The 24147-nt window shown below is 68.5% G+C and carries 23 protein-coding genes; 12 read left to right on the top strand and 11 right to left on the bottom strand.

What is annotated here, in order from left to right; translation table 11 throughout:
- The first annotated feature begins 4 nt into the window (after nt 1-4).
- From ACYQ1K_RS12260 to ACYQ1K_RS12230, 7 genes are all read left to right on the top strand, one after another.
- Nucleotides 5-1201 (top strand): allantoate amidohydrolase, encoded by a 1197-nt coding sequence (locus ACYQ1K_RS12260; protein ID WP_459983272.1) that lies wholly within the window; start codon nt 5-7, stop codon nt 1199-1201.
- Nucleotides 1198-2517: a formimidoylglutamate deiminase gene (locus ACYQ1K_RS12255; RefSeq protein ID WP_459983271.1), complete on the top strand. Its 1320-nt coding sequence runs from the start codon at nt 1198-1200 to the stop codon at nt 2515-2517. Before ACYQ1K_RS12260 ends, ACYQ1K_RS12255 begins: the two co-directional genes overlap by 4 nt.
- Nucleotides 2514-3692: an imidazolonepropionase gene (gene hutI, locus ACYQ1K_RS12250; RefSeq protein ID WP_459983270.1), complete on the top strand. Its 1179-nt coding sequence runs from the start codon at nt 2514-2516 to the stop codon at nt 3690-3692. The genes ACYQ1K_RS12255 and hutI overlap by 4 nt, the downstream gene beginning before the upstream one ends.
- Nucleotides 3689-4930: a Glu/Leu/Phe/Val family dehydrogenase gene (locus ACYQ1K_RS12245; RefSeq protein WP_459983269.1), complete on the top strand. Its 1242-nt coding sequence runs from the start codon at nt 3689-3691 to the stop codon at nt 4928-4930. Before hutI ends, ACYQ1K_RS12245 begins: the two co-directional genes overlap by 4 nt.
- 68 nt (nt 4931-4998) lie before the next feature.
- Nucleotides 4999-5469 carry a M20/M25/M40 family metallo-hydrolase gene (locus ACYQ1K_RS12240; RefSeq protein ID WP_459983362.1) on the top strand — a complete coding sequence of 157 codons (471 nt, stop codon included), beginning with the start codon at nt 4999-5001 and terminating at the stop codon, nt 5467-5469.
- Nucleotides 5466-6275 carry an MBL fold metallo-hydrolase gene (locus ACYQ1K_RS12235; RefSeq protein ID WP_459983268.1) on the top strand — a complete coding sequence of 270 codons (810 nt, stop codon included), beginning with the start codon at nt 5466-5468 and terminating at the stop codon, nt 6273-6275. The genes ACYQ1K_RS12240 and ACYQ1K_RS12235 overlap by 4 nt, the downstream gene beginning before the upstream one ends.
- Nucleotides 6276-6629: 354 nt before the next feature.
- A complete protein-coding gene (locus ACYQ1K_RS12230) occupies nt 6630-7232 on the top strand; it encodes a hypothetical protein (protein WP_459983267.1) in 603 nt (200 codons plus the stop codon).
- A gap of 191 nt (nt 7233-7423) precedes the next feature.
- Here the strand turns inward: ACYQ1K_RS12230 and ACYQ1K_RS12225 are convergent, their stop codons facing one another.
- Genes ACYQ1K_RS12225 through ACYQ1K_RS12215 form a run of 3 tightly spaced genes read right to left on the bottom strand, consistent with a single transcriptional unit; the run spans nt 7424 to nt 9836 of the window.
- A complete protein-coding gene (locus tag ACYQ1K_RS12225) occupies nt 7424-8047 on the bottom strand; it encodes an HAD family hydrolase (protein WP_459983266.1) in 624 nt (207 codons plus the stop codon).
- A 44-nt stretch (nt 8048-8091) separates the two neighbouring features.
- A complete protein-coding gene (locus tag ACYQ1K_RS12220) occupies nt 8092-8835 on the bottom strand; it encodes an alpha/beta fold hydrolase (protein WP_459983265.1) in 744 nt (247 codons plus the stop codon).
- Between the two features lie 32 nt (nt 8836-8867).
- Nucleotides 8868-9836 (bottom strand): SDR family NAD(P)-dependent oxidoreductase, encoded by a 969-nt coding sequence (locus ACYQ1K_RS12215; RefSeq protein WP_459983264.1) that lies wholly within the window; start codon nt 9834-9836, stop codon nt 8868-8870.
- A gap of 172 nt (nt 9837-10008) precedes the next feature.
- On the opposite strand from ACYQ1K_RS12215, the gene ACYQ1K_RS12210 reads away from it, so the two are divergent.
- Both ACYQ1K_RS12210 and ACYQ1K_RS12205 read left to right on the top strand, forming a co-directional pair.
- The gene (locus ACYQ1K_RS12210) at nt 10009-11799 is read left to right on the top strand and encodes a flavin-containing monooxygenase (RefSeq protein ID WP_459983263.1); all 1791 of its coding nucleotides are present in this window, start codon (nt 10009-10011) and stop codon (nt 11797-11799) included.
- Between the two features lie 22 nt (nt 11800-11821).
- Entirely contained in the window at nt 11822-13246 is a 1425-nt protein-coding gene (locus tag ACYQ1K_RS12205) for an aldehyde dehydrogenase family protein (RefSeq protein WP_459983262.1), read from the top strand.
- A 66-nt stretch (nt 13247-13312) separates the two neighbouring features.
- Here the strand turns inward: ACYQ1K_RS12205 and ACYQ1K_RS12200 are convergent, their stop codons facing one another.
- Both ACYQ1K_RS12200 and ACYQ1K_RS12195 read right to left on the bottom strand, forming a co-directional pair.
- On the bottom strand, nt 13313-14149 hold the full coding sequence (locus ACYQ1K_RS12200) for a class II aldolase/adducin family protein (RefSeq protein ID WP_459983261.1): 837 nt from the start codon (nt 14147-14149) through the stop codon (nt 13313-13315).
- Nucleotides 14150-14212: 63 nt separating this feature from the next.
- Complete coding sequence (locus ACYQ1K_RS12195; protein ID WP_459983260.1) at nt 14213-14968, bottom strand: response regulator transcription factor; 756 nt, start codon at nt 14966-14968, stop codon at nt 14213-14215.
- A 226-nt stretch (nt 14969-15194) separates the two neighbouring features.
- On the opposite strand from ACYQ1K_RS12195, the gene ACYQ1K_RS12190 reads away from it, so the two are divergent.
- The 3 genes from ACYQ1K_RS12190 to ACYQ1K_RS12180 all read left to right on the top strand — a co-directional run bounded on the left by ACYQ1K_RS12190 (nt 15195) and on the right by ACYQ1K_RS12180 (nt 17983).
- Complete coding sequence (locus ACYQ1K_RS12190) at nt 15195-15884, top strand: TetR/AcrR family transcriptional regulator (RefSeq protein WP_459983259.1); 690 nt, start codon at nt 15195-15197, stop codon at nt 15882-15884.
- A 324-nt stretch (nt 15885-16208) separates the two neighbouring features.
- The gene (locus ACYQ1K_RS12185; RefSeq protein WP_459983258.1) at nt 16209-17213 is read left to right on the top strand and encodes an NADP-dependent oxidoreductase; all 1005 of its coding nucleotides are present in this window, start codon (nt 16209-16211) and stop codon (nt 17211-17213) included.
- Nucleotides 17210-17983 carry a crotonase/enoyl-CoA hydratase family protein gene (locus ACYQ1K_RS12180; protein ID WP_459983257.1) on the top strand — a complete coding sequence of 258 codons (774 nt, stop codon included), beginning with the start codon at nt 17210-17212 and terminating at the stop codon, nt 17981-17983. Before ACYQ1K_RS12185 ends, ACYQ1K_RS12180 begins: the two co-directional genes overlap by 4 nt.
- A gap of 105 nt (nt 17984-18088) precedes the next feature.
- Here ACYQ1K_RS12180 and ACYQ1K_RS12175 read toward each other — a convergent pair whose 3' ends face one another.
- The 6 genes from ACYQ1K_RS12175 to ACYQ1K_RS12150 all read right to left on the bottom strand — a co-directional run bounded on the left by ACYQ1K_RS12175 (nt 18089) and on the right by ACYQ1K_RS12150 (nt 24124).
- Nucleotides 18089-18901, bottom strand: coding sequence for an enoyl-CoA hydratase-related protein (locus tag ACYQ1K_RS12175; RefSeq protein WP_459983256.1), 813 nt, complete (start codon nt 18899-18901; stop codon nt 18089-18091).
- A 71-nt stretch (nt 18902-18972) separates the two neighbouring features.
- Nucleotides 18973-20169 carry an acetyl-CoA C-acyltransferase gene (locus ACYQ1K_RS12170; RefSeq protein WP_459983255.1) on the bottom strand — a complete coding sequence of 399 codons (1197 nt, stop codon included), beginning with the start codon at nt 20167-20169 and terminating at the stop codon, nt 18973-18975.
- A gap of 25 nt (nt 20170-20194) precedes the next feature.
- Complete coding sequence (fabG, locus tag ACYQ1K_RS12165; protein ID WP_459983254.1) at nt 20195-20953, bottom strand: 3-oxoacyl-ACP reductase FabG; 759 nt, start codon at nt 20951-20953, stop codon at nt 20195-20197.
- Between the two features lie 40 nt (nt 20954-20993).
- On the bottom strand, nt 20994-22046 hold the full coding sequence (locus ACYQ1K_RS12160) for a phosphotransferase family protein (RefSeq protein ID WP_459983253.1): 1053 nt from the start codon (nt 22044-22046) through the stop codon (nt 20994-20996).
- Nucleotides 22039-22854, bottom strand: a complete 816-nt coding sequence (locus tag ACYQ1K_RS12155; RefSeq protein WP_459983252.1) for an SDR family oxidoreductase — start codon at nt 22852-22854, stop codon at nt 22039-22041. The genes ACYQ1K_RS12160 and ACYQ1K_RS12155 overlap by 8 nt, the downstream gene beginning before the upstream one ends.
- A 1-nt stretch (nt 22855) precedes the next feature.
- Entirely contained in the window at nt 22856-24124 is a 1269-nt protein-coding gene (locus ACYQ1K_RS12150; protein ID WP_459983251.1) for an acyl-CoA dehydrogenase family protein, read from the bottom strand.
- Nucleotides 24125-24147: the final 23 nt, after the last annotated feature.

The following is a 24147-nucleotide window of genomic DNA, read 5'->3' as shown; positions in this document are numbered from 1 at the left end:
TCCGGTGGACCAGGTTGCCGACTTCGAGCAGATGTGGCGTGACCTCGCGCCCATCGGGCGCTCGGCGTCCTCGGGGGGCTACTTCCGTCAGCCCTGGCTCGATGCCGAGCTCGAGCTTCGCGCGTGGTTCCGCGAGCAGGCGACCGCACGGGGGCTGGAGACCGCGGAGGACCCGTTCGGCAACCTGGTCGCGTGGTGGGGCCCGGAGGCCGCGGCGGGCAAGGTGCTCACCGGCTCCCACCTCGACTCCGTCCTCGACGGCGGAGCCTACGACGGCCCGCTCGGCGTCGTCTCCTCCTTCGCTGCCGTCGACCTGATGCGCGACCGCGGTGTCCGTCCGACCCGCCGCCTCGGGATCGCAGCATTCGTCGAGGAGGAGGGCTCTCGCTTCGGTCGCGCATGCCTGGGCTCTCGTCTCGCCGTGGGCGCCACCAGCTGGCTCGACGCCCGCGAGCTCACCGACCGTGACGGCGTACGCCTGGGCGATGTCGTCGCGGGCGGCGAGTCCACACTGCTCGAGGGCGTCGACACCTATGTCGAGCTCCATGTCGAGCAGGGTCGCGGCCTCGTCGACCGCGACGCGGCCGTCGGCGTCGGCAGCGCCATCTGGCCGCACGGACGCTTCCGCTTCGACGTCGCCGGCCGAGCCGACCATGCGGGCACCACGCGTATGGAGGATCGGCACGACCCCATGCTGACCTTCGCGATGACGGCCCTGGCCGCCAGCAAGCAGGCCCGACTCCTCGGGCAGCGCGCCACGTTCGGTCGGATCGACGTGCGACCCAATGGCACCAACGCCGTGCCTTCCCACGTCACGGCCTGGCTCGACGCACGTGCCGAGTCGGACGCCGCCCTCTCGAGGCTTCTCGAGGCGATCGAGCGGCAGGCGGCCGATCGGGCCGCGCGCGACGGCACCACGTTGACGGTGACGCCGGAGTCCGTGAGTGGCACGGTCACCTTCGACGGCCCCTTGCGCGACGAGCTGTCCAGACGGCTCGGAAACCTCCCGGTCCTGCCGACCCAGGCCGGTCACGACGCCGGCATCCTGCAGGAAGCGGGGATCCGCACGGCGATGCTGTTCGTCCGCAACCCGACGGGTGTCTCCCACTCTTCCGAGGAGACGGCCGCGACCGCCGACTGTCTCGCCGGAGTCGAGGCCCTGGCAGACACGCTGACCGAGTTGGTGGAGGGCCAGCCATGACCGCGTACCTCCTCGAGCGCGCTTGGGTCGATGGGCGGGTGCGCGACGCCGTGCGCGTCGACATCGAGGATGGCCGGTTCACCCACGTCGAACCGGACTTCGAGAGCGCCGCGCTTCCTGGCCTCACCTTGCCCGGCCTGACCCTGCCCGGTCTCGCCAACACCCACAGCCATGCCTTCCACCGAGCTCTGCGTGGGCGCACCCAGACAGGCCGCGGCACCTTCTGGACCTGGCGCGACCAGATGTACGCCGTGGCGGGGCGCCTTGACCCCGACACCTACTACGAGCTCGCGAAGGCGACCTACGCCGAGATGCTCGCCGCCGGCTTCACCGCGGTCGGCGAGTTCCACTACCTGCACCACCGGCCCAATGGCGCGCCGTACGTCGACGTGAACGCGATGGGACATGCACTGCTCGAGGCAGCCTCCGATGTCGGGATCCGCCTGACGCTCCTCGACACGCTCTATCTCTCGAGCGGGTTCGGCGCACCACCTGAGGGTGTGCAGCGGCGCTTCGACGACCACACCGCCGAGGAGTGGCAACGGCGGGTGGCCGCCCTGACCGAACAGGCTGATGGCCCTCAGGCCCGCGTCGGCGTCGCTGCGCACTCGGTGCGGGCCGTCCCCGCCGAGGCTCTCAAGGCGCTCGCGCCCCACGCGGAGGCCGGCGTCCCGGTCCACGTGCACCTCTCCGAGCAGGTCAAGGAGAACGACGACTGCCGGGCGGCGTACGGCGTCACCCCCACACGCCTTCTCGCCGACCACGGCGTCCTCGGGCCGACCACGAGTGCCGTGCACGCGACCCACCTGACGGACGAGGACGTCCGGCTGCTCGGCGAGGCGCGGGCCTATGCCGCGTTCTGTCCCACCACCGAGCGCGACCTGGGCGACGGCATCGGTCCGAGCCGCTCGCTGCGCGATGCCGGCGCCCGGCTGACGCTCGGCTCGGACAGCCACGCGATCATCGACCCCTTCGAGGAGATGCGGGCACTCGAGCTCCATGAGCGCCTGGCTTCCCAAGAACGTGGACATTGGAGCGCCGCCGAGCTGCTCGTCGCGGCCACCACGGACGGGCACGCGAGCCTCGGCTTCGCCGACGCTGGAGCCATCGCCGTCGGCCAGCGTGCCGACCTGGTCACCCTCGATCTTGCCTCGCCCCGGACGGCCGCGACCGGACGCGACGAGCACACGGCCGTGTTCGCCGCCAGCGCCGCAGACGTCACCCATGTCGTCGTGGACGGGCGGGTCGTCTTCGACGGCGACCACGAACAGGTCGGGCATCAGCTCGACTCCGCCATCGGAAAGGTCTGGGCATGAGTCTGCTCATCACCAACATCGGCGAGCTCGTGACCAACGACCCGACCGCCGACGACCTCCTCGGCATCCGCAACGAGGCAGCGATCGTCCTCGACCACGACATGGTCGTCTGGGTCGGGTCGGCTGCCGAGGCACCCGCCGCCGATGAGTCGATCGACGTCGAGGGCCGAGCCGTGCTTCCGGGATTCGTCGACAGCCACAGCCATCTGGTCTTCGCCGGAGACCGATCCCAGGAGTTCCAGGCGCGGATGTCGGGGCAGCCCTACTCAGCGGGCGGCATCCGGGCCACCGTCGCCGCCACCCGTGCTGCGAGCGACGAGGAGCTCGCCGCGGGCGTCGCCCGCCATGTCGAGGAGATGCGGCGGCAGGGCACGACGACGGTCGAGATCAAGTCCGGCTACGGCCTCACCGTCCAGGACGAGGCGCGAGCCCTGCGCATCGCTCGCGAGTTCACCCACGAGACCACGTTCCTCGGCGCCCACGTCGTCCCACCGGAGTACGCCGACGATCCGGCCGGCTACGTCGACCTGGTGACCGGCCCGATGCTCGAGGCCGTCGCTCCGCACGCCCGTTGGATCGACGTGTTCTGCGAGCGCGGCGCCTTCGACGCCGATCAAGCACGGACCATCCTGAAGGCCGGCGACGCCGGGGGTCTGCGCGGTCGGTTGCACGCCAACCAGCTGGGCCACGGTCCCGGCGTACAGCTGGCCGCCGAGCTCGGCCTGACCGCCGTCGACCACTGCACCTACCTGACCGACGACGATGTCCACGCCCTGCGGGACGCGGGCACCATCGCCACGCTGCTTCCTGGCGTCGAGTTCAGCACCCGGCAGCCCTACCCCTCGGGCCGCAGGCTGCGCGACGCCGGCGTCACCGTGGCGCTGGCCAGCGACTGCAACCCGGGCTCCTGCTACACCAGCTCGCTCTCGTTCTGCATCGCGCTCGCAGTCCGAGAGATGGGCATGACCCCCGCCGAAGCCGTGTGGGCGGCCACTGCCGGGGGTGCGGCCGCTCTCGGGCGCTCGGACGTCGGTCGACTCACGCCTGGCAGCCGGGCTCATCTTCAGCTGCTCGACGCGCCGAGCCACGTGCACCTCGCCTACCGACCCGGCGTACCGCTCGTGCGCAGGACCTGGACAGATGGCACCACCGACGCCGGAAGGAATGACACGTGAACAACCCGCTGGCCGACGCACGTTCCCAGCTCGCCGATGCCATCAAGATCCTCGGCTACGACCAAGGCATGTACGACCTTCTTGCGGCTCCGCGCCGCGAGGTCACGGTCTCCATCCCGCTTCGCCGCGACGACGGTACGACGCAGGTCGTCACCGGGCATCGGGTCCAGCACAACTACTCGCGAGGACCGGCCAAGGGCGGTCTGCGGTACAGCCCGGCCGTCGACATCGACGAGGTCCGCGCCCTGGCGATGTGGATGACGTGGAAGTGCGCGCTCCTCGACGTGCCGTACGGCGGAGCCAAAGGTGGCGTCGCCCTCGACCCGCGCGACTACTCGTCCGCGGAGCTGGAGCGAGTCACGCGCCGCTACACCTCGGAGATCCGGCCGCTGATCGGGCCCAGCCATGACATCCCGGCACCGGACATCGGCACCGACGAGCAGACCATGGCCTGGATGATGGACACCTACTCGGTCGGGGCGGGTCACACCGTGCTGGGCGTCGTCACTGGCAAGCCCCTCAGCCTCGGCGGATCACGAGGACGAGCCGCCGCGACGTCGCGAGGCGTCGTCCATGTGACCCTGGCGGCCATGGCAGAGCTCGGGATCGCCGTGAGCGGCAGCTCTGCTGCCGTCCAGGGCTTCGGCAAGGTGGGGAGAGGTGCGGCCAGATATCTGGCCGAGTCTGGCGTCAAGGTGGTCGCAGCGAGCGATCAGTACGGCGGCGTCCACGACGAGCGCGGCCTCGACCTCGGCGCCCTCGAGCGGCACGTCGACGAGACGGGATCGGTGACCGGCTTCGCCGGCGCTCGCTCGATCGACAACGCTGACCTCCTCGAGCTGGTCGTCGACGTCCTCGTCCCGGCGGCCGTGGAGAGTGTCATCCACGGCGACAACGCCAGCCAGGTGCGCGCCCGCCTCGTGGTGGAAGGCGCCAACGGGCCGGTCACCGTGGAGGCCGACCGCATCCTCGAGAGACGCGGCATCACCGTCGTTCCCGACATCTTGGCGAACGCCGGTGGCGTCGTTGTCTCCTACTTCGAGTGGGTCCAGGCCAACCAGGCCTACTGGTGGACCGAGGAGGAAGTGGAGGCCCGCCTCGCCGCCCGCATGATCTCCGCTTGGGAGGACGTTCTGCGCCACTCGCGTCGCCTCGGCGTGACGCTGCGTGCCGCTGCGACCTGCCTTGCGGTCGAGCGTGTCGCTGAAGCGCACCAGCAGCGTGGCCTTTATCCGTGATCTGGTCGGGAGCGCGGTCCGAGCGTGAAGCGGCCGCATCTGGACATAGCGAGATGCCCAGATGAGATATCGAGGGTGGTGTCGCCGCCAACGTCGTCGCTCCTTCGTGCACCTTCGTGGTCGACCGACGGACGTTGCCCGGCGACACGCTCGACATGGTCCTCGCCGGCCTGCGGGAGAAGATCGACGCGCCGTGCCCGACCGCGTCCTACGAGCTCGAGCCTCTCGTCGACGTGGAGGCTTCGGAGATGCCGGCCGGCCATCCGTTCCCCACATTCGTGGCGGCGGCGACCGCCGGCCCTACGGGGCGCCGGCTCACCGGTCTCTCGCTCGGCACCGACGGACGCTTTCTGCGCAATCAGCTGAGCATTCCCACGGTGATCTACGGGCCAGGCTCAATCGGACAGGCCCACACCACCGACGAGTGGGTGGCCATTGACGAGTTGGCAGCCGCTTCGAGTTCTTTCGCCCGGGTCTACAGCCGTTTCACGCGACGCGACGCCGGACCGAAGCTGAGTGCCATCAAGGAGAACCCATGACTGATGCGCCGCTCGACAGTGCTGGACGAACCACTCGGATCACCGCCGACGCAAACGCGCTCCCTGTGGCAGATCCTTGGTTCCAGGTCCGCGAAGTCGATGAGGCGATCACCCTGTTCCGGGAGCCACATGTCGATCCGTGGATCAGTGCCAACATCTGGCACATCCGTGGACAGCGGATGGATCTGCTCATCGACACCGGGACTGGGGTCGCGCCGCTGCTTCCAGAGATCCTGCGGCGCTATCCCGGCCGCGAGCCTGTTGTGGTGCTCACCCACGCCCACCTGGATCACATGGGCTCTGCGCATGAGTTTGCCGAATGCTGGGCCCACGCCCTCGAGCCGACCGCCGAGCACGGTCTCGGAACGCTCTCCGGCCCTGAGTTGATCCGCACGCTCGGCGCTACCGATCTCCCGTTCGACCCGCCGGGAGACGTGATGGTGTCGGCACGTCCGAGCCGCGACTACGCGATCGATGACTATGAGCTGCGGCCGGTGGTGCCCACCCGCCGTCTCAAGGACGGCGACGCGATCGAGCTCGGGGACCGGACCCTCACGGTGCTGCATCTTCCAGGTCACACGCCAGGCAGCATCGCGCTCCACGATGCGGTGACGAGGACGTTGTTCACAGGTGACGTGATCTACGACCGGCCGTTCCTGCTTGACAACGTGCACGGGAGCAATATCTACGACTACAGGCGCAGCATGCGCCGTCTGCTCGACCTTCTGTCGAGTTCGTGCACGCGGGCCATGGCGAGAGCTTCGACGGAAAGCGTCTCCACGAGCTTGCAGAGGACTACCTCGTAAGCACCCACCCGGTCACCAAGAGGCGGCCGCTGTGACGCAACCTCTCCCACCCGCGCCACAGCTCGGGTCCGGACCAGATCCGAGCCAGTACGTCCAAGACACATGTCCAGCCGGCGAACGGCGCTGTCGGCCGGCAACGGAGCGCAGCGTGGCCGGGGCAGCAAGGTTGGGCATGGAGATCGCAGCGTCCGGCACCAATCCGGTGAGCTGACCGGAGAGCGCCGTTCCGCACGCCTGCGGCCGAACGCCAGGTCTAGACCATGTGGTGTAGGTCGCAGCACAATGCGCCGATCGGGCCCACACTCGCGCGGTGAAGATGCTAGGCAAGGTTGCCACGCTGACCCGGAGAGTCAGATGAGGTCGACCGATCGCCGCAAGTTGGCTGCGCGCTACGTCGTGTTCGCCGATGCGGGCGTGCAGTATGAATTTGCCCAAGCCGCGGAGTCGGCGTTCCAGGTCCTGGCACGGCTAGACCAGTGGGCCGGACGAGCCACCCTCGTGCTGGACGGCGAGACGTCAACCGAAAGGCGCCGCTTCCTCAGGCGCGCCGCCTGGGCGCCGGTCGAGACGCTGAGGGTGACCGCCGGTCTGGCGGGAGCATGGGAGGCCGGTCGCGACGTGCCGGCGCAGACCGCCGCCTTGGGCGGCTGCGATGCAGAACAAGCGCTCACCGCGACGATGGGACACGTGGTCTGCAAGCTGGCCCGAGACCTCGCCGACGTAGCCGTGGGCGAACAGCGCGACCACCCGGCGTACGGCCAGACGCTGCGTCTCGCCGCGGAGTTGCAGGCCCTCCACACGATCCTCGACAGGGTCGGCTGCGGGTCTGACACCGGTTGCGTGCGAGCGCACCCTCCGGAGCCGTGGAGGCGCCGGGTGGAGGATGTTGAGGTGACCGAGGTGCGCGCCGTCCTGCTCGCCCACGGCGAGGGCGCGTCGAGCAACCGCCAGCCCTGACGTCCACCACGCTGGCTGCGCGTAGCAGAAACTCTGACGGTGATCATCGTGGACTGATGGGCCCACAGCGACTCGGACCGCGATTCCGAGGGATCTGGTCGAGAAGGCGCGCTATTGCGCAGAGCGTCGTCGGGAGATCGACGTCGACAGCGAGACTCGTCGAGTCCGGAGGCAACCAGTATGAAAGCGAGCTAGGTGAGCACCCCGAACCAGGTCGTCAGGGCATCGATCGTGGTGTGGCTGTCCCGGTGCAAGATCCCCTGGACGCCGAGCCGCGCGGCACCGTCCAGGTTCTGCTGTAGGTCGTCGATGAGGAGGGCTGATTCGGGCCCGACGCCGAGTCGGTCGCAGGCGATCTGGTAGATGAGCCTCGAGGGCTTGCGGGTGCCCACCTGCCCCGAGATGACGACGACGTCGGCCAGCGCGTCCAGGTCGTACCCGCGGTAGGCATCGTCCCCGAGAGAGTTGGTGACGAGGGCGACGGGGATGCCGCGCTCCCGCAGTGCAACGAGCGCTCCCAGCATCCGCTCGTCGGGAGTCAGCGCCTCCTGGATGACGCTGACGACCCTTGCCCCGGCGGCGTCGATGCCGCGACCGCGCAGGCACTCTCGGATGCCGGCGTCGAACTCGCTCTCAGAGATGCGTCCACATTCGTGGTCGACGAGGAGTCGCGCCGCTCCGGCGTCCTCGTGGAAGAGCCGGGAGAGGAGATCCGGACCGCCGCCGAGGAGACGCGATGCCTTGCTGAAGGCGTCAGGGACGCTGGAGGTGAGGACGCCCCCGAAGTCGGAGAGGACAGCTGCCGGAGTAGCCACGGCAGAGACGATATATGAAGATGAAGTCAACCTCAAAAACGGGGTTACTCCGATTCCTTCCAGAAGGCCACGAGAGCGTCTGCAGCCCGTCCCGGCTCTTCGCCCATCCACCAGTGGCCGGTGCCGGGCAGGGGGACGACCTGGGCGCCTACTGACGCCGCGACCGCCGCAGTCGTCTCCGGGTTCGTGTAGGGGTCCTCGGGCGTCTCGAACATGAGCGCAGGCCGACGCTCCGCGGAAGCGAGGCGACCTCCGAGCTCACGCATGTAAGGCTGCACGGCGGAGCGATAGAGGGCGAGGATCGCCCTGCCCATGGGTTCGTCGAACCCGTCCGCCATGCTGCGGCCTAGCGTCGCCAGAATCCCATACTTCTCGGCGAACACACTGCGCTCGGTGTTCACCATCTCCTTGATGAGCGCCTCGCCTTCCCCAGGCGTCTGCCAGATCTTCGCGGTGGGGTGCCAGACGTAGTCGGGATGGATGATCCCGCAGCAGTCGGCAGCCCAGGTGCGGAGAAGGTCAGGGCGGTCCGCGGCCACGGCATAGGTATGGCCCGCCCCCCAGTCATGACCGACGAGGTCGACGGGTTCGCCGATCGCCTCGAGCTCACCGATGAGCCACGCGGCATACTCGCGCGCAGTGCAGGCGAATCCGGCAGGGATCGGTGCTCCGAAGCCGGGTGGGGACAGCACGGCGATGTCGTCGACCCCGCGCTCGTCCAATGCTGCGAGGAGATCGCCCCAGACGGCGCCTGTCTCGGGAACGCCGTGCACGAATACCTTCACCATGTGGTTCCTCCCTTTCCCTCTCAGGGGGCAGCTCAGACAAAGGCGGTCGGCGGAGTCGGCATGCTGGAGAAGACGCCCAGCGACCTGACGCGATCGTAGAACTCTGGCTCATAGGCCCGCTCGGGATCGGCGCGCACCTCGGCGTCGAGGATCTTGGCGTCCTCTCCCACGAGAATGCGCCACCGGCGCTCGCGAACACCGTCGAGGATGATGCTCGCTGCCTGGGCCGCCGTGGTGGGCGCGTTGGTGCGGAACTGATCGGCGATGGTCGTCAGCTCTGATTGAAGCGTCTCAGCCGACGCGGTCGACCCGTCACGTCGGTGGGCGGCCTCATCGGCCTTGTGACCGGCGTCGTGCTCGTCAGCGAGGAGATAGGAGTTGGTGTTGGTCACGAGCGAGGTGCCGACGTGCCCGGGCATCACGACCGAGACACTTACCTGCGGCGCGCGAAGGCGGAGGTCGGTGATGAGGGCTTCGCTGAAGCCGCGGACTGCGAACTTGGCGGCGCTGTAGGCGACGAGCGACTCCGTCGGGCTGAGCCCGCCCCAGAAGCCGTTGACGCTGCTCATGTTGATGATGCGTGAGTCGGCGCTGCGGAGAAGGAGCGGGAGGAAGGTGCGCACGCCGAGGTACACCCCGCCCCAGTTGACGTTGAACACCTTCTCCCACTGCTCCCGGGTGTCGTCGAGAAGACTGTAGCCCCCGCCGATGCCGGCGATGTTGAAGAGCAGGTCGACGCGGTCGGTGGCATGTGCGGACTCGACGTGGGACCGGAAGGCGACGAGGTCCTCCTCCTTGGACACATCGGCGGTGAAGGATGAGACTGTCACGGCGCCGCGCGCGTCCGCCTGCGCCATGGCGAGCGTCTCCTGGTGGTTGGTCACCGAGACGTCACACAGCGCAACGCGGCAACCTGCCCGTGCCAGTTGGAGGGCGAGCTCACGACCGATGCCGGCTCCACCCCCGGTGACGACGGCGAGCTTCCCATCGAACGTCTCCATTGTGCTCTCCTCGTTTCGCTCAGCGCATGGACCGACGTGCTGAACGTAGACAGGCGCGGTGGGCCCCGACAGTGCACCAAGGTGGACTGTGCGCAAGCTCTCCGGCCTTCTTAGCGTGAGCTCTCATCGGCCCGGTGCGTCACCGGGGCCGCGAGTGAGGAGGTGTTCCCGGATGGGGAACCAAGACGGGGCTGCGCGCGCCTCTGCGGCGCCGGACACGGTCGACGTCGTCGTCGTCGGAGCCGGCTTCGCCGGTCTGTACCTGCTGCACCGGTTGCGGGAGCGTGGCTTCTCGACCGTCGTCGTGGAGGCGGGCAGCGACGTGGGCGGGACCTGGTTCTGGAACCGCTATCCCGGCCTTCGGTGTGACATCCCGACCACCGACTACAGCTACAGCTGGGATCCCGACCTCGAGGACGAGTGGGAGTGGTCGGAGAAGTTCGCCACGCAGCCGGAGATCCTGCGCTACCTGCAGTACGTCGCCGAGAAGCACGACTTGCGACGGAGCATCCGCTTCTCCACCCGTGTGCTCGGCTCCACCTGGGTGGAGGAGAGGTCGACATGGACTGTGCGGCTCGACACGGGGGAGGACCTTCGGGCTCGCTACGTCGTCATGGCGACCGGCGTCCTCTCAGCGCCCAAGGACATCGACATCTCGGGGGCGGAGACCTTCGCGGGCGACACCTTCTCCACTGCCCGCTGGCCTGAGGTGCCCGTGGACTTCACCGGCCGTCGCGTCGCCGTGATCGGCACCGGTTCCTCGGGCATCCAGGTCATTCCGGTCATCACCCGGCAGGCGGCCGAGGTCATCGTCTTCCAGCGCACACCGGCCTACTCTCTGCCGGCGCACAACGGGCCGGCGCCGGCCTATCGCAAGGACCTCCTGCGGGAGGACCGCGCGGCCTACCGAGAAGCCGCGCGCTGGTCCTCCGGCGGCGTTCCGATCGACCCTCCGAGACTTCGAGCGAGCGAGCTGACCACCGCCGAGCAGCGTGAGCGCTGCGAGATCGCGTGGGGCGCGGGCGAGATCGCGGCGGTCAACTCGGTGTTCGAGGACTACATCACCGACCAGGCAGCGAACGACGTCTTCGCAGAGTTCCTTCGCGACAAGATCCGAGCCGCGGTGAGCAACCCGTCGACGGCATCTGCGCTGTGCCCGAGCGACTTCCCGTTCATGGCGAAGAGACCCTGCTTCGACGCCGGCTACTACGAGGCGTTCAACCAGCCGCACGTCACGCTCGTCGACCTCCGTCAGGAGCCGATCGATCGCATGACCGAGAAGGGCATCGCGACCGTCGAGGGTGAGTACGAGGTGGACGCGATCGTCTTCGCGACAGGCTACGACGCCTTCACCGGCGCGCTGCTCCGCATGGACATCCGCGGTCGTGACGGTCGCACACTTCGTGAACGCTGGGAGGACGGCCCCGCGACGTACCTGGGCCTGATGGTCAACGGCTTCCCCAACCTGTTCACCGTGACGGGACCAGGAAGCCCCTCCGTACTGTCGAACATGCCGGTCGCCATCGAGCAGCACGTCGAGTGGATCACCGACTGCCTCCAGGACATGAGGGCCCGAGGCTTGCACACCATCGAGCCGACCGGAACGGCTGTCGATGGGTGGATCGAGCACGTCAACCATTGCGCCGACATGACACTGCTGCCGAGGGCGAACTCCTGGTATGTCGGGGCGAACGTGCCGGGCAAGCCGCGCGTGTTCATGCCGTACGTCGGTGGAGTAGGTGTCTTCCGTGCGACGTGCGATGAGGTCGCCGCTCATGAGTATCTCGGCTTCCGTCTGGGCGGGCCCGCGGGCATCCAGGTCAACGACGGAACCGTCGAGGTGCTCCAGCCGGCGATCCGGGCCCGAGTGGGGTCGAAGGTGCCGGAGGTCCTCGACGCCTATGCGCCACCGGGGCTCGCCAACCCTCGTCTGCTCGTGGCGGCGCGAATCGACCGGACCTAACCCCGACATCTCTGGAGATCAGATGGACCACGCACGACACTTCTACATCGACGGCAAGTGGGTAGACCCGTACGGCACCCGCACCCTGCCAGTCATCAACCCGGCGACCGAGCAGGAGATCGCGACCATCCCGTTGGGCGATGTCCTCGACGTCGACATCGCGGTGGCCGCCGCGCGCGCAGCCTTCACCACCTACTCCCAGACCTCGGTGGAGGAGCGAGTCGCGCTGCTCCAACGGGTCGCCGAGGTCTACGGGAGGAGGGCGGAGGAGATCGGAGAGACGATCAGCCGGGAGATGGGTGCGCCTCGACGGCTGGCCGTCGACGTCCAGGCGGCCGTCGGACCGATCCACCTCGACAAGGCGATCACGGCCCTGCAGTCGTTCCGTTTCGAACACGAGATGGGCTCGACCCTCGTGATCCGGGAGCCGATCGGCGTCTGCGCCCTGATCACGCCCTGGAACTGGCCGATCCACCAGATCGTCCCGAAGGTCGCCGCGGCCCTGGCCACCGGATGCACGATGGTCCTCAAGCCCTCCGAGCTCGCACCGCTCAATGCCATCCTCTTCGCTGAGGTGCTCGACGAGGCAGGCGTGCCCGCGGGTGTCTTCAACCTGATCAACGGCGATGGGCCCACGGTCGGCACCGCGCTCGCGGCGCACCCCGACGTCGACATGATCTCCTTCACGGGGTCGACGCGCGCCGGCGTCGAGGTCGCACGCAACGCCGCGCCGACGGTCAAACGTGTCACGCAGGAGCTCGGAGGCAAGTCGGCGAACATCGTCCTCGACGATGCATCGCTCGAGGAGGTCGTGTCGAGGGACGTGGCCGCGATGTGTACGAACGCCGGCCAGAACTGCAACGCACCCTCGCGCATGTTGGTGCCCTTTGCGCGCATGGACGAGGCGGCGGCGGTTGCGGCACAAGCGGCGGAGAGCATCCGCATCGGTGACCCCTCGCTCGACGGCACACATCTCGGCCCGGCCGCGTCGGCCGAGCAGCTCGAGCGCGTGCAGGGCCACATCAAGCGCGGCCTCGCCGAAGGAGCCACGTTGGTCACCGGCGGTCCCGAGCGGCCCGCGGGCGTCGAGACCGGCTACTTCGTGCGGCCCACCGTCTTCTCGCACGTCACGAACGACATGGCGATCGCACGCGAGGAGATCTTCGGACCGGTCCTCGTCCTCATCGGCTACCACGACGAGGACGACGCGGTCCGGATCGCCAACGACTCCGAGTACGGACTGTCTGGATGGGTCTCCGGCGACCCGGAGCGGGCACGAAGGGTCGCCCGACGGATCCGCAGCGGCGAGGTCCACCTCAACGGCGCAGACACTGACTTCGCCGCCCCCTACGGTGGATACCGCCGGTCCGGCAACGGCCGAGAGTTCGGCGCGTTCGGCTTCGAGGAGTTCCTCGAGACGAAGTCGATCCTCGGATACGCCCCCTGATCCGGCAGGACCGCAGCAACGACGAAGGGCCGCCCTCGGGCGGCCCTTCGCGATTCTCCGTCGACGTCAGTCGAAGAGATCCGGATCGGTGCGGCAGATCTCGTCCCACAGCGGCTGGAAGTTGAACCACCCCGCCCAGTGGGTGCCGTTCTGCTCTGCCGTGTACGACGCCCACTCGTGCCTGATCGGCAACGGCTCGCCCGCCGCCATGGCGGCGAGCTGGGCCTGGCACGACCGCTCGAGCGAGAGAAACCAGAACACAGCCTCGTCCACGGTCTCACCGACCGTGAACAACCCGTGGTTGCGGTGAATGGCCGCCTTGTGGGGACCGAGCCCGGCCGCGACCTGGCGGCCGGCCTCGATCTCGAAGACCACGGCGCCACCCTGCTCCTCGACGACGGCGTGGTCCTCGTAGAAGTTGCAGGCGTCCTGGGTGAGCGGGGCGAGGGGGATGCCCAGAGAGCTGAACGCCTTGCCGTAGACCGAGTGGGAATGGGCGGCCGAGACCACATCCGGTCGTGCCTGGTGGATGGCGGAGTGAAGGACGAAGGCCGCGCGGTTGATCGGCTGATTGCCGTACACGACGTCGCCGTCATGGTTGACGAGCACGAGGTCGCTCACCCGCATGTGGCGGAAGCTGCGTCCGAACGGATTCACCCAGAAGTGGTCGGGGAACTCCGGGTCCCGAACGGTGATGTGTCCAGCGACGCCCTCGGAGAAGCCGAAGCGCCCGAAGAGGCGCAAGGCCCCCGCAAGACGCTGCTGACGGTGCAGTCGCTCGTCGGCGGGGCAGTCGAAGACCGGCGGTCGGGGTAGGTCCGGAACGGCCTGGGGGGTCAAGGCGACCCCATCGATGGTGCGATCCGAGACCGCGACGCCGGCGGCGTCGGCATGGGGGGTCATGAGGACTCGCCTCCTTTTCCTGACGACGGAGGATGACCGAGCGGCGCCCGGCCGTCTTCGACATTAGGAAGGGCGTGAGGGGCTGACCAGTGCACCTTCGTGCAGTAGCGCCGACCCTGCATGGCGTGCGACGAACTCGGCTCGGGACCGGCACCCTGACGAGGCGAGGATTCGGCTGACGTACTTCTTGACCGTGTCGACGCTCAGACACAGCTGGGTGGCGATCTCCTTGTTCGCTCGCCCTTCGCAGACCATCACCGCGACCCCGCGGAGCCGCTCGCTCAGCCCAGCAGACCATGCCGAGTCGGTATCGCCGGTCGGGAGCCGTCGGCTCATGGGGGAGAGGTGGCGCGCGAGCAGACCCAGCGCGACGCCGTCGGCCGGTGAGACCAGATCAGGCTCGGGGTCGGTGATGCCGACGAGGGCGTGGCCGCCGAGCGGCAACTCGAGGTGCATGGCTGCGGACGAGCGGTAGCCCCACTTGCGCATATGGCCATCGATGTAACCCCGGGCCCATGGAGGGAGGCTCGTGAGCCCCGTCAGGTCACTGAAGCGGTCCGCGCGGAGCGCGCGGCACGACTCGGCGGTCGAGAGCGGGTCATAGCGGTGCCAATGCTCCTGATAGGCGGGCCAGCTCACCGTGCAGGATCCGAGCAGTGAGGGTCGCTGGTCGTAGAATGCGGACTCGATCGAGGACCCTGAGAAGCACGTCATGTGGTGGAAGCCGAACACGCTGGCCAGCGAATCGAGCAGAATGCCCTTGAAGTCATCGATCGTGCCCGCCGCGTCGCAGCGTTCGAGCACCGTGAACACGCGCATGTACTGCTCCACCGGGAGGGAAGCCGTGGGCGGTGAGTCCGAGCTCCGAGTCATCACTGGGGACATCGGTTCCCTCCTCCGCAGACGCAGGCACTGGCACGCCGTGAACCATCATATGTGACGCCGGTCATAGTGTATATGAACGTGGACTCATATTTAACTCAATCTGCAGTTGACGTCACTTTCGTGCTACGTTTCCGATCCTGACCATGGGCGAGGGGACGTGATGACGAAGTCGACAGCGGGTGTGATGGACACCGTGCGCTCGACCGTGGAGCCGTGGACCCCCAAGGAGCCGCCGTCCACGAAGCGAGGTGCGCGGACGCGGGCCGCCCTGGTCGCGGCGGCGCGCACCATCTTCGAGCGGGACGGGTTCATCAACTCGCGGTTGAGTGACATCACGACCGAGGCGAAGTGCTCGGCCGGCGCCTTCTACACCTACTTCGACAGCAAGGAGGAGGCGCTCGTCGCGGTGCTGGAGTCCGTGCAGGACGACATGATGCACCCGGGTCTGCCGCGCGTTCCAGAGGAGGAGCGGCACCTGCGCGACGTGATCGCTGCGAGCAACCGTGCGTACTTGGAGGCGTACCGGCGCAACGCCAAGCTCATGCTCCTTCTCGAGCAGGTCGCGACCCTCGACCCGATGTTCGCCGAGCTTCGCCTCCAGCGCAGCCGGGCCTTTGCGGAGCGCAACGCTCAGAAGATCCAGCAATTGCAGGACGCCGGCCTCGCCGACGCCTCGCTGGACCTGAAGATGACCTCCTGGGCGCTGTCGTCCATGATCAGCAGGCTGGCCTACCTGGGCCTCGTCCTCGGGGAGCCGTTCGACTTCGAGCAGCTCGTCGACACGATCACGACCCTCTGGCTCAACGCCTTGCGCGTCGACGTGGCCGGATCGCCGGCTGGCGCCAGCTAGACCCCGTGAGGCTGGCCAGGCACCGGCGTCATCGCGCAGGCAATCTGTCGCGACGGGTCGCCTGAGCGCCGCCTGGGCGCAGACCGCTCAGCGCAGCCGGCATGCGCTCGCCGGGGTACGTCGCGTGTGAACGGACCTGACGAGACGAAGCTCCTGACCTCGGTCTCTCTCGCTTGGCGTCGCGAGGCGACGTGTGTCGTGCTCGGACGGAATGCAGTCGTCCGGGAGCTCCTTCTTAAATGAAGTTGAATTCGTCCTCATTTCTTGGGACGATGGCACCAACCACCCGTCCATCACGACGCCCACCCACCGAAGGGGTCCCTCATGCCACGAAGCCAAGAAGTCCACCTCGTCCGCCGTCCGGTCGGCGAGCCGCAGCCTGCTGACTTCGACCTTGTCAAGGTCGAGCTGCCCGACGACGTCGGCCCTGGTGAGCTGCTGGTGCGAAACACCTGGATGTCGGTCGACCCCTACATGCGGGGCCGGATGGACGACGTGAAGTCCTACATCGCACCGTTCGCGCTGAAGGCGCCGCTGGACGGCTCGGCGATCGGGACCGTCGTCGCCTCCGGGGACGACCGCGTGCCTATCGGTGCGGAGGTCCGCCATGACCTGGGATGGCGGGAGTACGCCCTGGTGCCCGCTGACAGTGTGACGGTCGTCGACACCTCGGTCGCTCCCGCACCGGCCTATCTCGGAGTGCTGGGCATGACAGGCTTGACGGCCTACGTCGGACTCACACGGATCGCGCCGGTCCGCGAGGGCGACATCGTGTTCATCTCGGGCGCGGCCGGTGCCGTCGGTCTCGTCGCGAAGACTGTCGCGCGCTCGCAAGGTGCCGCTTGTGTGATCGGCTCAGCGGGCGGCCCGGACAAGGCGCGGCGTCTGGTCGAGGAGTTCGGCTACGACGCGGCGATCGACTATCGCGAAGGAAGACTGGGCAGGCAGCTCGCAGCAGTCGCGCCCGACGGAGTCGACGTCTACTTCGACAACGTCGGAGGCGATCACCTTCGCGCCGCCTTGTCCAACCTCCGCGACAACGCACGCATCGCCTTGTGTGGCGCGATCTCGCTCTACAATGCAACACAGCCCGTGCCGGGTCCGGACAACCTCGGCGCCGCGATCGTGCATCGAGCTTCCTTGCGGGGGTTCCTCGTCTTCGACCACTTCGACCTCTATGACGAATACCTCGCCAAGGCCGTCGGCTGGCTCGCCTCCGGGGAGCTGACCGACGAGCAGACCGTCGTCGACGGCATCGACCATGCGGTTGAGGCGTTCCGGAGCCTGCTCGCAGGAGGGAACACCGGGAAGATGGTCGTCCGGCTGTGACCGACGCGATCCTGGCGACTCCGGCCGAGGCCGACCCGCGGGTGCTGATCGTCACCTTGAACCGCCCAGAGGCCCGCAACGCCATCGACGGCGAGGTGGCCCGCGGCCTCGCCGTCGCCGTCGACCGGTTGGATGCTGACCCCTCGCTGCGAGCCGGCGTCCTCGTGGGAGCCGGGCGGGGGTTCAGCGCCGGCATGGACCTCAAGGCGTTCCTGGGCGGGGAGATGCCTTTCATCGAGGGTCGCGGCTTCGCGGGCCTCACCGAGCAGCCTCCGCGCAAGCCGCTGATCGCGGCGGTCGAGGGCTTCGCGGTTGCCGGAGGGCTCGAGGTAGCGCTTGCGTGCGACCTCATCGTGGCGGCCAGGGACGCGAAGATGGGACTGCCGGAGGTCACCCGCTCCCTGGTCGCCGCCGGCGGCGGCCTCCTCAGGCTCGCCCAGCGCATCCCTTATCACGTCGCGGTGGAGCTCGCACTGACCGGTGACCATCTGCCGGTGCCGCGACTGCACGAGGTCGGTCTCATCAACCGGATGGTCGAGCCGGGGGAGGCGCTCGCGGTGGCGATCGAGCTTGCCAGCAGGATCGCGAACAATGCGCCGCTCGCTGTCGAGGGATCGAAGCACATCCTCGAGCGGGCGGCCGACTGGGGCATGAGGGACGGCTGGAGCGGTCAGCAGGAGACGGCGCTCGCGGTGAGTGCCTCAGCGGACGCCCGTGAGGGTGCCGCAGCCTTCGCGGAACGGCGTGCGCCGCGCTGGCAAGGACGCTGAGCTGGCCCGAGTGGTCGGGCATGACCGACTCCTCGACACGCAGACGCCGCCACAGCAATCAGCTGTGGCGGCGTATCCGTGTGCCGGTCGAGACCTGACTCGATCTCAGGAGAGCGCGAGACCGTGGAACGCCGGCGGGCGTCCCTCGAGGTAGCTGGTGACACCCTCGGTGAAGTCGGGACTCGTGAAGGAGTCCAACATGAGCTGGTTCGCGTGGTCCACGGCTTCGGCAAGAGTGCTCTCCTGGGCCTGGTCGACCTGCTGCTTGATGGCGAGCATCGCCGCGGGCGAGCAGTACGTCCCGAGCTCCTCGGCGTAGGCGACGGCCGCGTCGAGAAGCTGGTCGGGCTCGAAGACCCGGTCCACCAGGCCCAGCTGCAGGGCCTCCTCGCCGAGCACGACCCGTGAGGACACCAGCACGTCGAGAGCCCGACTGCGCCCGATGAGTCGCGGAAGCAACCAGGCCACGCCGTACTCGGCGATCAGGCCTCGTCGAGAGAAGGCGGCCGTGAGCTTCGCCTTCGGAGTGGCGAACCGCATGTCGCAGTAGAGCGCCTCGACCAGCCCCAGGCCCGCTGCGGCGCCGTTGATCGCGGCGATGAGCGGCTTGCGGAAGGCCAGAGGCCGCTGGCGAGGGGGCTCTCGTCGCACGAGCGCGGTGTAGTCGGTGTCCCCGACCTCTTGGAGATCGTCCATGTCGGCGCCGGCGCAGAAGCCCCTCCCGGCCCCGGTGAGGACGACCGCCCGCACGTCAGGGTCGGCCTCAGCCTCGTCGAGCAGGGCGAAGTAGCGCGCCTCCAAGGCGTCGTTCCACGCGTTGAGCCGGTCGGGTCGGTTCAACGTGAGCACGAGCACGCTGCCGCGCCTTTCGCTGAGCACGAGTTCGGCGGGGTTGTCCGGTGTGGCGGGGTTCGTCATGGTGGTCGCTCCTCTGTGGTTGTTGTCGCGGTGTTTGCCGCCGTCTTTGCCGTGGTCGGGGGAGGAAGTGCTCAGGTGAGGGAGAAGAGTCCGGCGGCGCCCATGCCGCCGCCGATGCACATCGTCACGACGACGTTCTTGGCCCCCCGCCGGCGTCCCTCCAGCAGCGCGTGGCCGACAAGGCGCGCGCCGGTCATGCCATACGGGTGGCCGATCGAGATGCCGCCGCCGTTGACGTTGAACCGCTCGGGATCGATGCCCAGCAGGTCGCGGCAGTAGACCGCCTGCGACGCGAACGCCTCGTTGAGCTCCCAGAGGTCGATGTCGTCGGTCCGCAGACCGTGCCTGTCCAGCAGCCGCGGAATGGCGAGAACGGGACCGATGCCCATCTCCTCGGGCCCACAGCCGGCGACCGCGATGCCGCGATATCGTCCCAGCAGCTCCAGCCCGCGGCGCTCCGCCTCCTGTGCCTCCATCAGGACGAGCGCGGAGGCCCCGTCCGAGAGCTGGGAGGAGTTGCCTGCCGTCACGCTGGCCCGCTCGGTGACGACCCCGTCCTCGAGCACGGGGGAGAGGGAGGCGAGCGCCTCGGCCGTGGTGCCCGGCCGGTTGCCCTCGTCCGTGCGCAGGGTCACGGTCTCGAGGTCACTTCCACCGTCGTCCCGGCGGACCTTCTTCACCGCGGTCAACGGGACGATCTCCTCGTCGAAGCGTCCCGCGGCCTGGGCGGCGGCGGTCCGTTGCTGGGATTGGAGCGCGAACTCGTCCTGCCGCTCACGGCTGATCCCGTAGCGCTCCGCGACGATCTCGGCAGTGTGCAGCATCGGCATGTAGAGGTCGGGCACCTTCTGTGCCAGCCAGGGATCCTCGCAGCGGTGGGCGTTGAGGTGCTCGTTCTGCACCAAGGACACCGATTCCACGCCGCCGCCCACCACCACCTGCATCCCGTCGACCACGATCTGCTTCGCGGCTGTAGCGACCGCCATCAGGCCCGAGGCACATTGACGATCGATGCTCATGCCTGCCACCTCGGTGCCCAGGCCGGCCCGCAGCGCGCCCTGCCGCCCGATGTTGTAGCCGGTGCTGCCCTGCTGCAACGCGGCGCCCAGCACGACGTCGTCGACGGCGCCACCCTCCAGACCTGCGCGTTCGACGGCGTTGCGGATGGCGTGACCTGCGAGCTCCTGCGCCGAGGTGTCGTTGAACGCCCCTCGGTAGGCGCGGCCGACCGGCGTCCGGGCCGTCGACACGATGACGGCTTCCCTCATCTTCTTCTCCTTCCCTGGAAGGGCATCAGTCCGTCGGGCCGCCGGCGACGTAGAGCACCTGACCTGACACGAACCCGGCCTCGTCACCGACGAGGTAGGCCACCGTCCCGGCGACGTCCTCGGGCAGGCCCGAGCGCCCGACCGCGATCTGCGCGACGAGCGCGGACTTGAACTCGTCGAACTCGACGCCGAGCCGGTCAGCGGTCGCTCGCGTCATGTCGGTCTCGATGAACCCGGGCGCGACGGCGTTCGCGGTGACGCCGAACCTGCCCAGCTCGAGCGCGAGCGTCTTGGTCAGGCCCTGCAGGCCCGCCTTGGCGGCGGCGTAGTTGGCCTGCCCACGGTTGCCGAGCGCTGAGAGGCTGGACATGTTCACGATCCGCCCGAACTGTGCCTCGACCATGTGCCCCTGGACGGCGCGGGCCATGAGGAAGGCGCCACGCAGATGGACGCCCATGACCTGGTCCCAGTCGGTGAGGGTCATCTTGAAGAGGAGGTTGTCGCGGAGGATGCCGGCGTTGTTGACGAGCACGGTGGGTGCGCCGAGCTCTGTGGTCACGCGGTCGACGGCGGCGGTGACGGATGCCTCCTCCGCGACGTCGATCGTGATGGAGGCCGCGGTGCCGCCGGCATCCAGGATCTCCTTGGCGACAGCACCGGCGCCAGCCTCGTCGAGGTCGAGCACGGCGACCGCATGGCCGTCGGCGGCGAGGCGCCGGCAGATCGCCGCGCCGATGCCGCGGGCTCCGCCGGTGACGACCGCGATGCGCTTGCTGGTGTTCATGTGGTTCCTCCTGATGGGTCTTCTCGCCTGTCGCGGGTGTCTAGATGCCGACCGAGCGGGCCACGGCGTCGGCCTGGCGGACCAGGGCTTCGATCCGGTCGGCGGTCGGCGTGCCGGACTCGGCCCGATTGCGCGGCTCGTCCTGGGCGCGGCGTAGGACGCCCTCTCCGATGACCGCGAGCTTCCACAGGCCGAGTGCGTGCCAGAAGGGGACATCGCTGGTGTCGCGACCGCTGGCCTCTGCGTAGGTCATGACGAGCTCGTCGCGTGTGGGGAAGCCCGGCAGCGCCGATGGCGTGAACGGGTCGATCCCCACCTCGTCGGCGGCCGGCCAGTAGGCGAGCAGCGTGCCGACGTCGGCAAGGGGATCGCCGAGCGTGCTCAGCTCCCAGTCGAGCACGGCCGCGACCTCATTCGTCTGGGGTGACATGATCACGTTGCGCAGGTGGAGGTCGCCATGGACGAGGGTCGTCTCCGTCTGTGGTGGCACGTGTTGCCACAGACGCTCAGTCAGATCCTCGAGGAGCGGGAGGTCGCGAGTCCGGGACCGGTGCCACTGCGCGGACCAGCGTCGTAGCTGACGTGGGGCGTACGGCTTATGGCTCGCCAGGTCGTCGAGGCGGGCCTGGCGCAGCTGCACGGCGTGGACAGCTGCCAGGGCGCGCGCGAGCGAGAGGGCACAGGCTCTCCTTCCAGCGGGCGGGATGGTCTCGACGACCTCAGGCCGGTCGATCACCGTGCCGTCGACCCAGGCCATCACCACCGCAGGGGAGTCGTCGGCGATCACACCGGGCTGCACCGTCCCGTAGATCTGCGGGACCGGCACCGGTGTCGGTGCGAGCGCACAGAGGATCCGCGCCTCCCGGACCACGTCGTGGGCTGACTCCAGCAGCTCACCGAGCGGCGGCCGCCGAAGAACCCATCTCTGCCCGGCCTCGTCGGTCACACGGTAGGTGAGGTTCGACTGTCCCAACCCGACTCGCTCGAGCGCGAGCGCACCGGTGTTGCCGAGGCCGCGATCTGACATCCAGGCTCGGAGAGCGTCGGTCGAAACACCGGAGACCTCCACCGTGGCGCGGCTCGGCTCACCCATGGACCTTCTCCGTCCGCCGGACCGCTTCGGCCGCGGCGCTCGCCGCATCGCCCAGGAGCATCCCGCCGTCGATCAGGAGGGTCGCACCGGTGATCCAGGAGGAGCGGTCAGAGGCGAGGAAGACGATCGCCTCGCCTATGTCGGCTGGCTCGCCGATGCGGCCGAGCGGCAGGGACCTGTTGAGGCTGTCCTCATGGTCGCTCCACAAGGCCTCCGCCAGCCGTGTTCGCACCACACCGGGCGCGACCGCATTGACGCGGACACGAGGTGCGAGCTCGAAGGCCTGCTGCCGCGTGACGTGGATCATCGCCGCCTTGGTCGCGTTGTAGACCCCCAGACTCGGCTCGACCGACATGCCGCCGATCGAGGCGAGGTTCACGATGGAGCCGCCGTGCTCGCCCATCCAGGCTCTGACGGCGAGCGCGCTCCACAGCAGGGGTGCCCAGACATTGACTTCGAAGGTCTTGGTGAAGCGCGCGTGATCCTGGTCGACCAGCGGCCCGTACGCCGGGTTGGTGCCGGCATTGTTGACGAGGATGTCGAGGCTTCCGAACCGGGAGACGGTGTGCTCGACGCAGGCTGCGGCGGCTGTCTCGTCGGCGGCATGGGCACCGTAGCCGACTGCGATCCCGCCTCCGGGCTCGGAGGAGAGGTTGATCTCGTCGGCCGCGGCCTCAGCGGCTTCTCGCCGACGTGAGGTGAGGACCACGTTCGCACCCGCAGCGACGAGAGCGGCTGCGGTGGCCAGACCGATTCCGCGCGATCCGCCGGTGACGATCGCCGTGCTGCCGGTCAGCTCGCCCACCATGTCAGCGGCTTCCTGCGAGGACGGATGCGGTGCTGACGCTGTACTTGCGGAGCTCCTGCCGCGCGATCGCGCGCTTGTGGACCTCGTCAGGACCGTCCGCGAGGCGCAACGTCCGCAGATGGGCCCAGAAGTTGGCGAGCGGCACGTCGTCAGTGACACCTGCCGCGCCATGGACCTGGATCGCGCGATCGACGATGCGCAGGGCCATCGACGGGGCGTCGACCTTGATGGCGGCGATCTCGGTCCTCGCAGCCTTGTTGCCGACGTGGTCCATCATCCACGCGGCCTTGAGCGTCAGCAGGCGACTCTTCTCGATGTCGATCCGAGCCTCGGCGATCCAGTCCTGGATGTTCGACCGCTCGGCGATCGGCACTCCGAATGTCGCGCGGCCGAGGGCGCGACGGCAGAGCAGCTCCAAAGCCCGCTCGGCCATGCCAATGGCGCGCATGCAGTGGTGGATGCGACCGGGACCGAGTCGTGCCTGGCTGATCGCAAATCCCTCGCCCTCGCCGGCGAGGACGTCGGACACAGGGACGCGCACATCCTCGAAGAGGATCTCCGCGTGCCCTTCACGGTCCTGGTATCCAAAGACCGGCAGGCCCCGCACGATCGTCACGCCTGGTGCGTCGATGGGCACCACCATCATCGACTGTTGACGGTGAGTCGCAGCGTCGGGATCCGTCTTCCCCATGACGATGAGGACCCGGCAGTTGGCATGGAGGGCGTTCGAGGCGAACCACTTGCGGCCGTTGAGCACGTAGGCGTCACCGTCGCGCACCATGCGCAGCTCGATGTTCGTGGCATCCGAGCTCGCCACAGCGGGTTCGGTCATGGCGAATGCCGAGCGAATGGTGCCCTCCAGGAGCGGGCGCAGGTAGCGCTGCTGATGCTCCTCGGTCCCGAAGAGCGTCAGAACCTCCATGTTGCCGGTGTCGGGGGCCGAGCAGTTCGTCGCCTCCGGAGCCAGGTGCGGGCTGCGGCCCAGGATCTCGCACAGGTGGGCATAGTCGAGGTTGGAGAGTCCAGGGCCCCAGTCCGGGTGGGGGTGGAAGAGGTTCCACAGGCCGCGTCGCTTCGCTTCTGACTTCAAATCTTCCAGAACGGGCGGGTGGAAGTGCGGGTCGCCCGACGCGTGCATCTGCGCTTCGTACACAGGCTCCGCTGGGTAGACGGCCGCATCCATGAAGTCCTGCAGGTCATCGCGGAAGCGCTTCGCGCGGTCGGATGGTTCGAACACGATCGTGGCTCTCTCTCGGTGGTTGCGTGGCACGAGTATTATTGAAACTGGCTTCA

Source organism: Nocardioides sp. AN3 (genome assembly GCF_054653495.1).
Note: the sequence above shows the minus strand (reverse complement) of the source record. Positions and strands in the feature narration are given on the sequence as shown.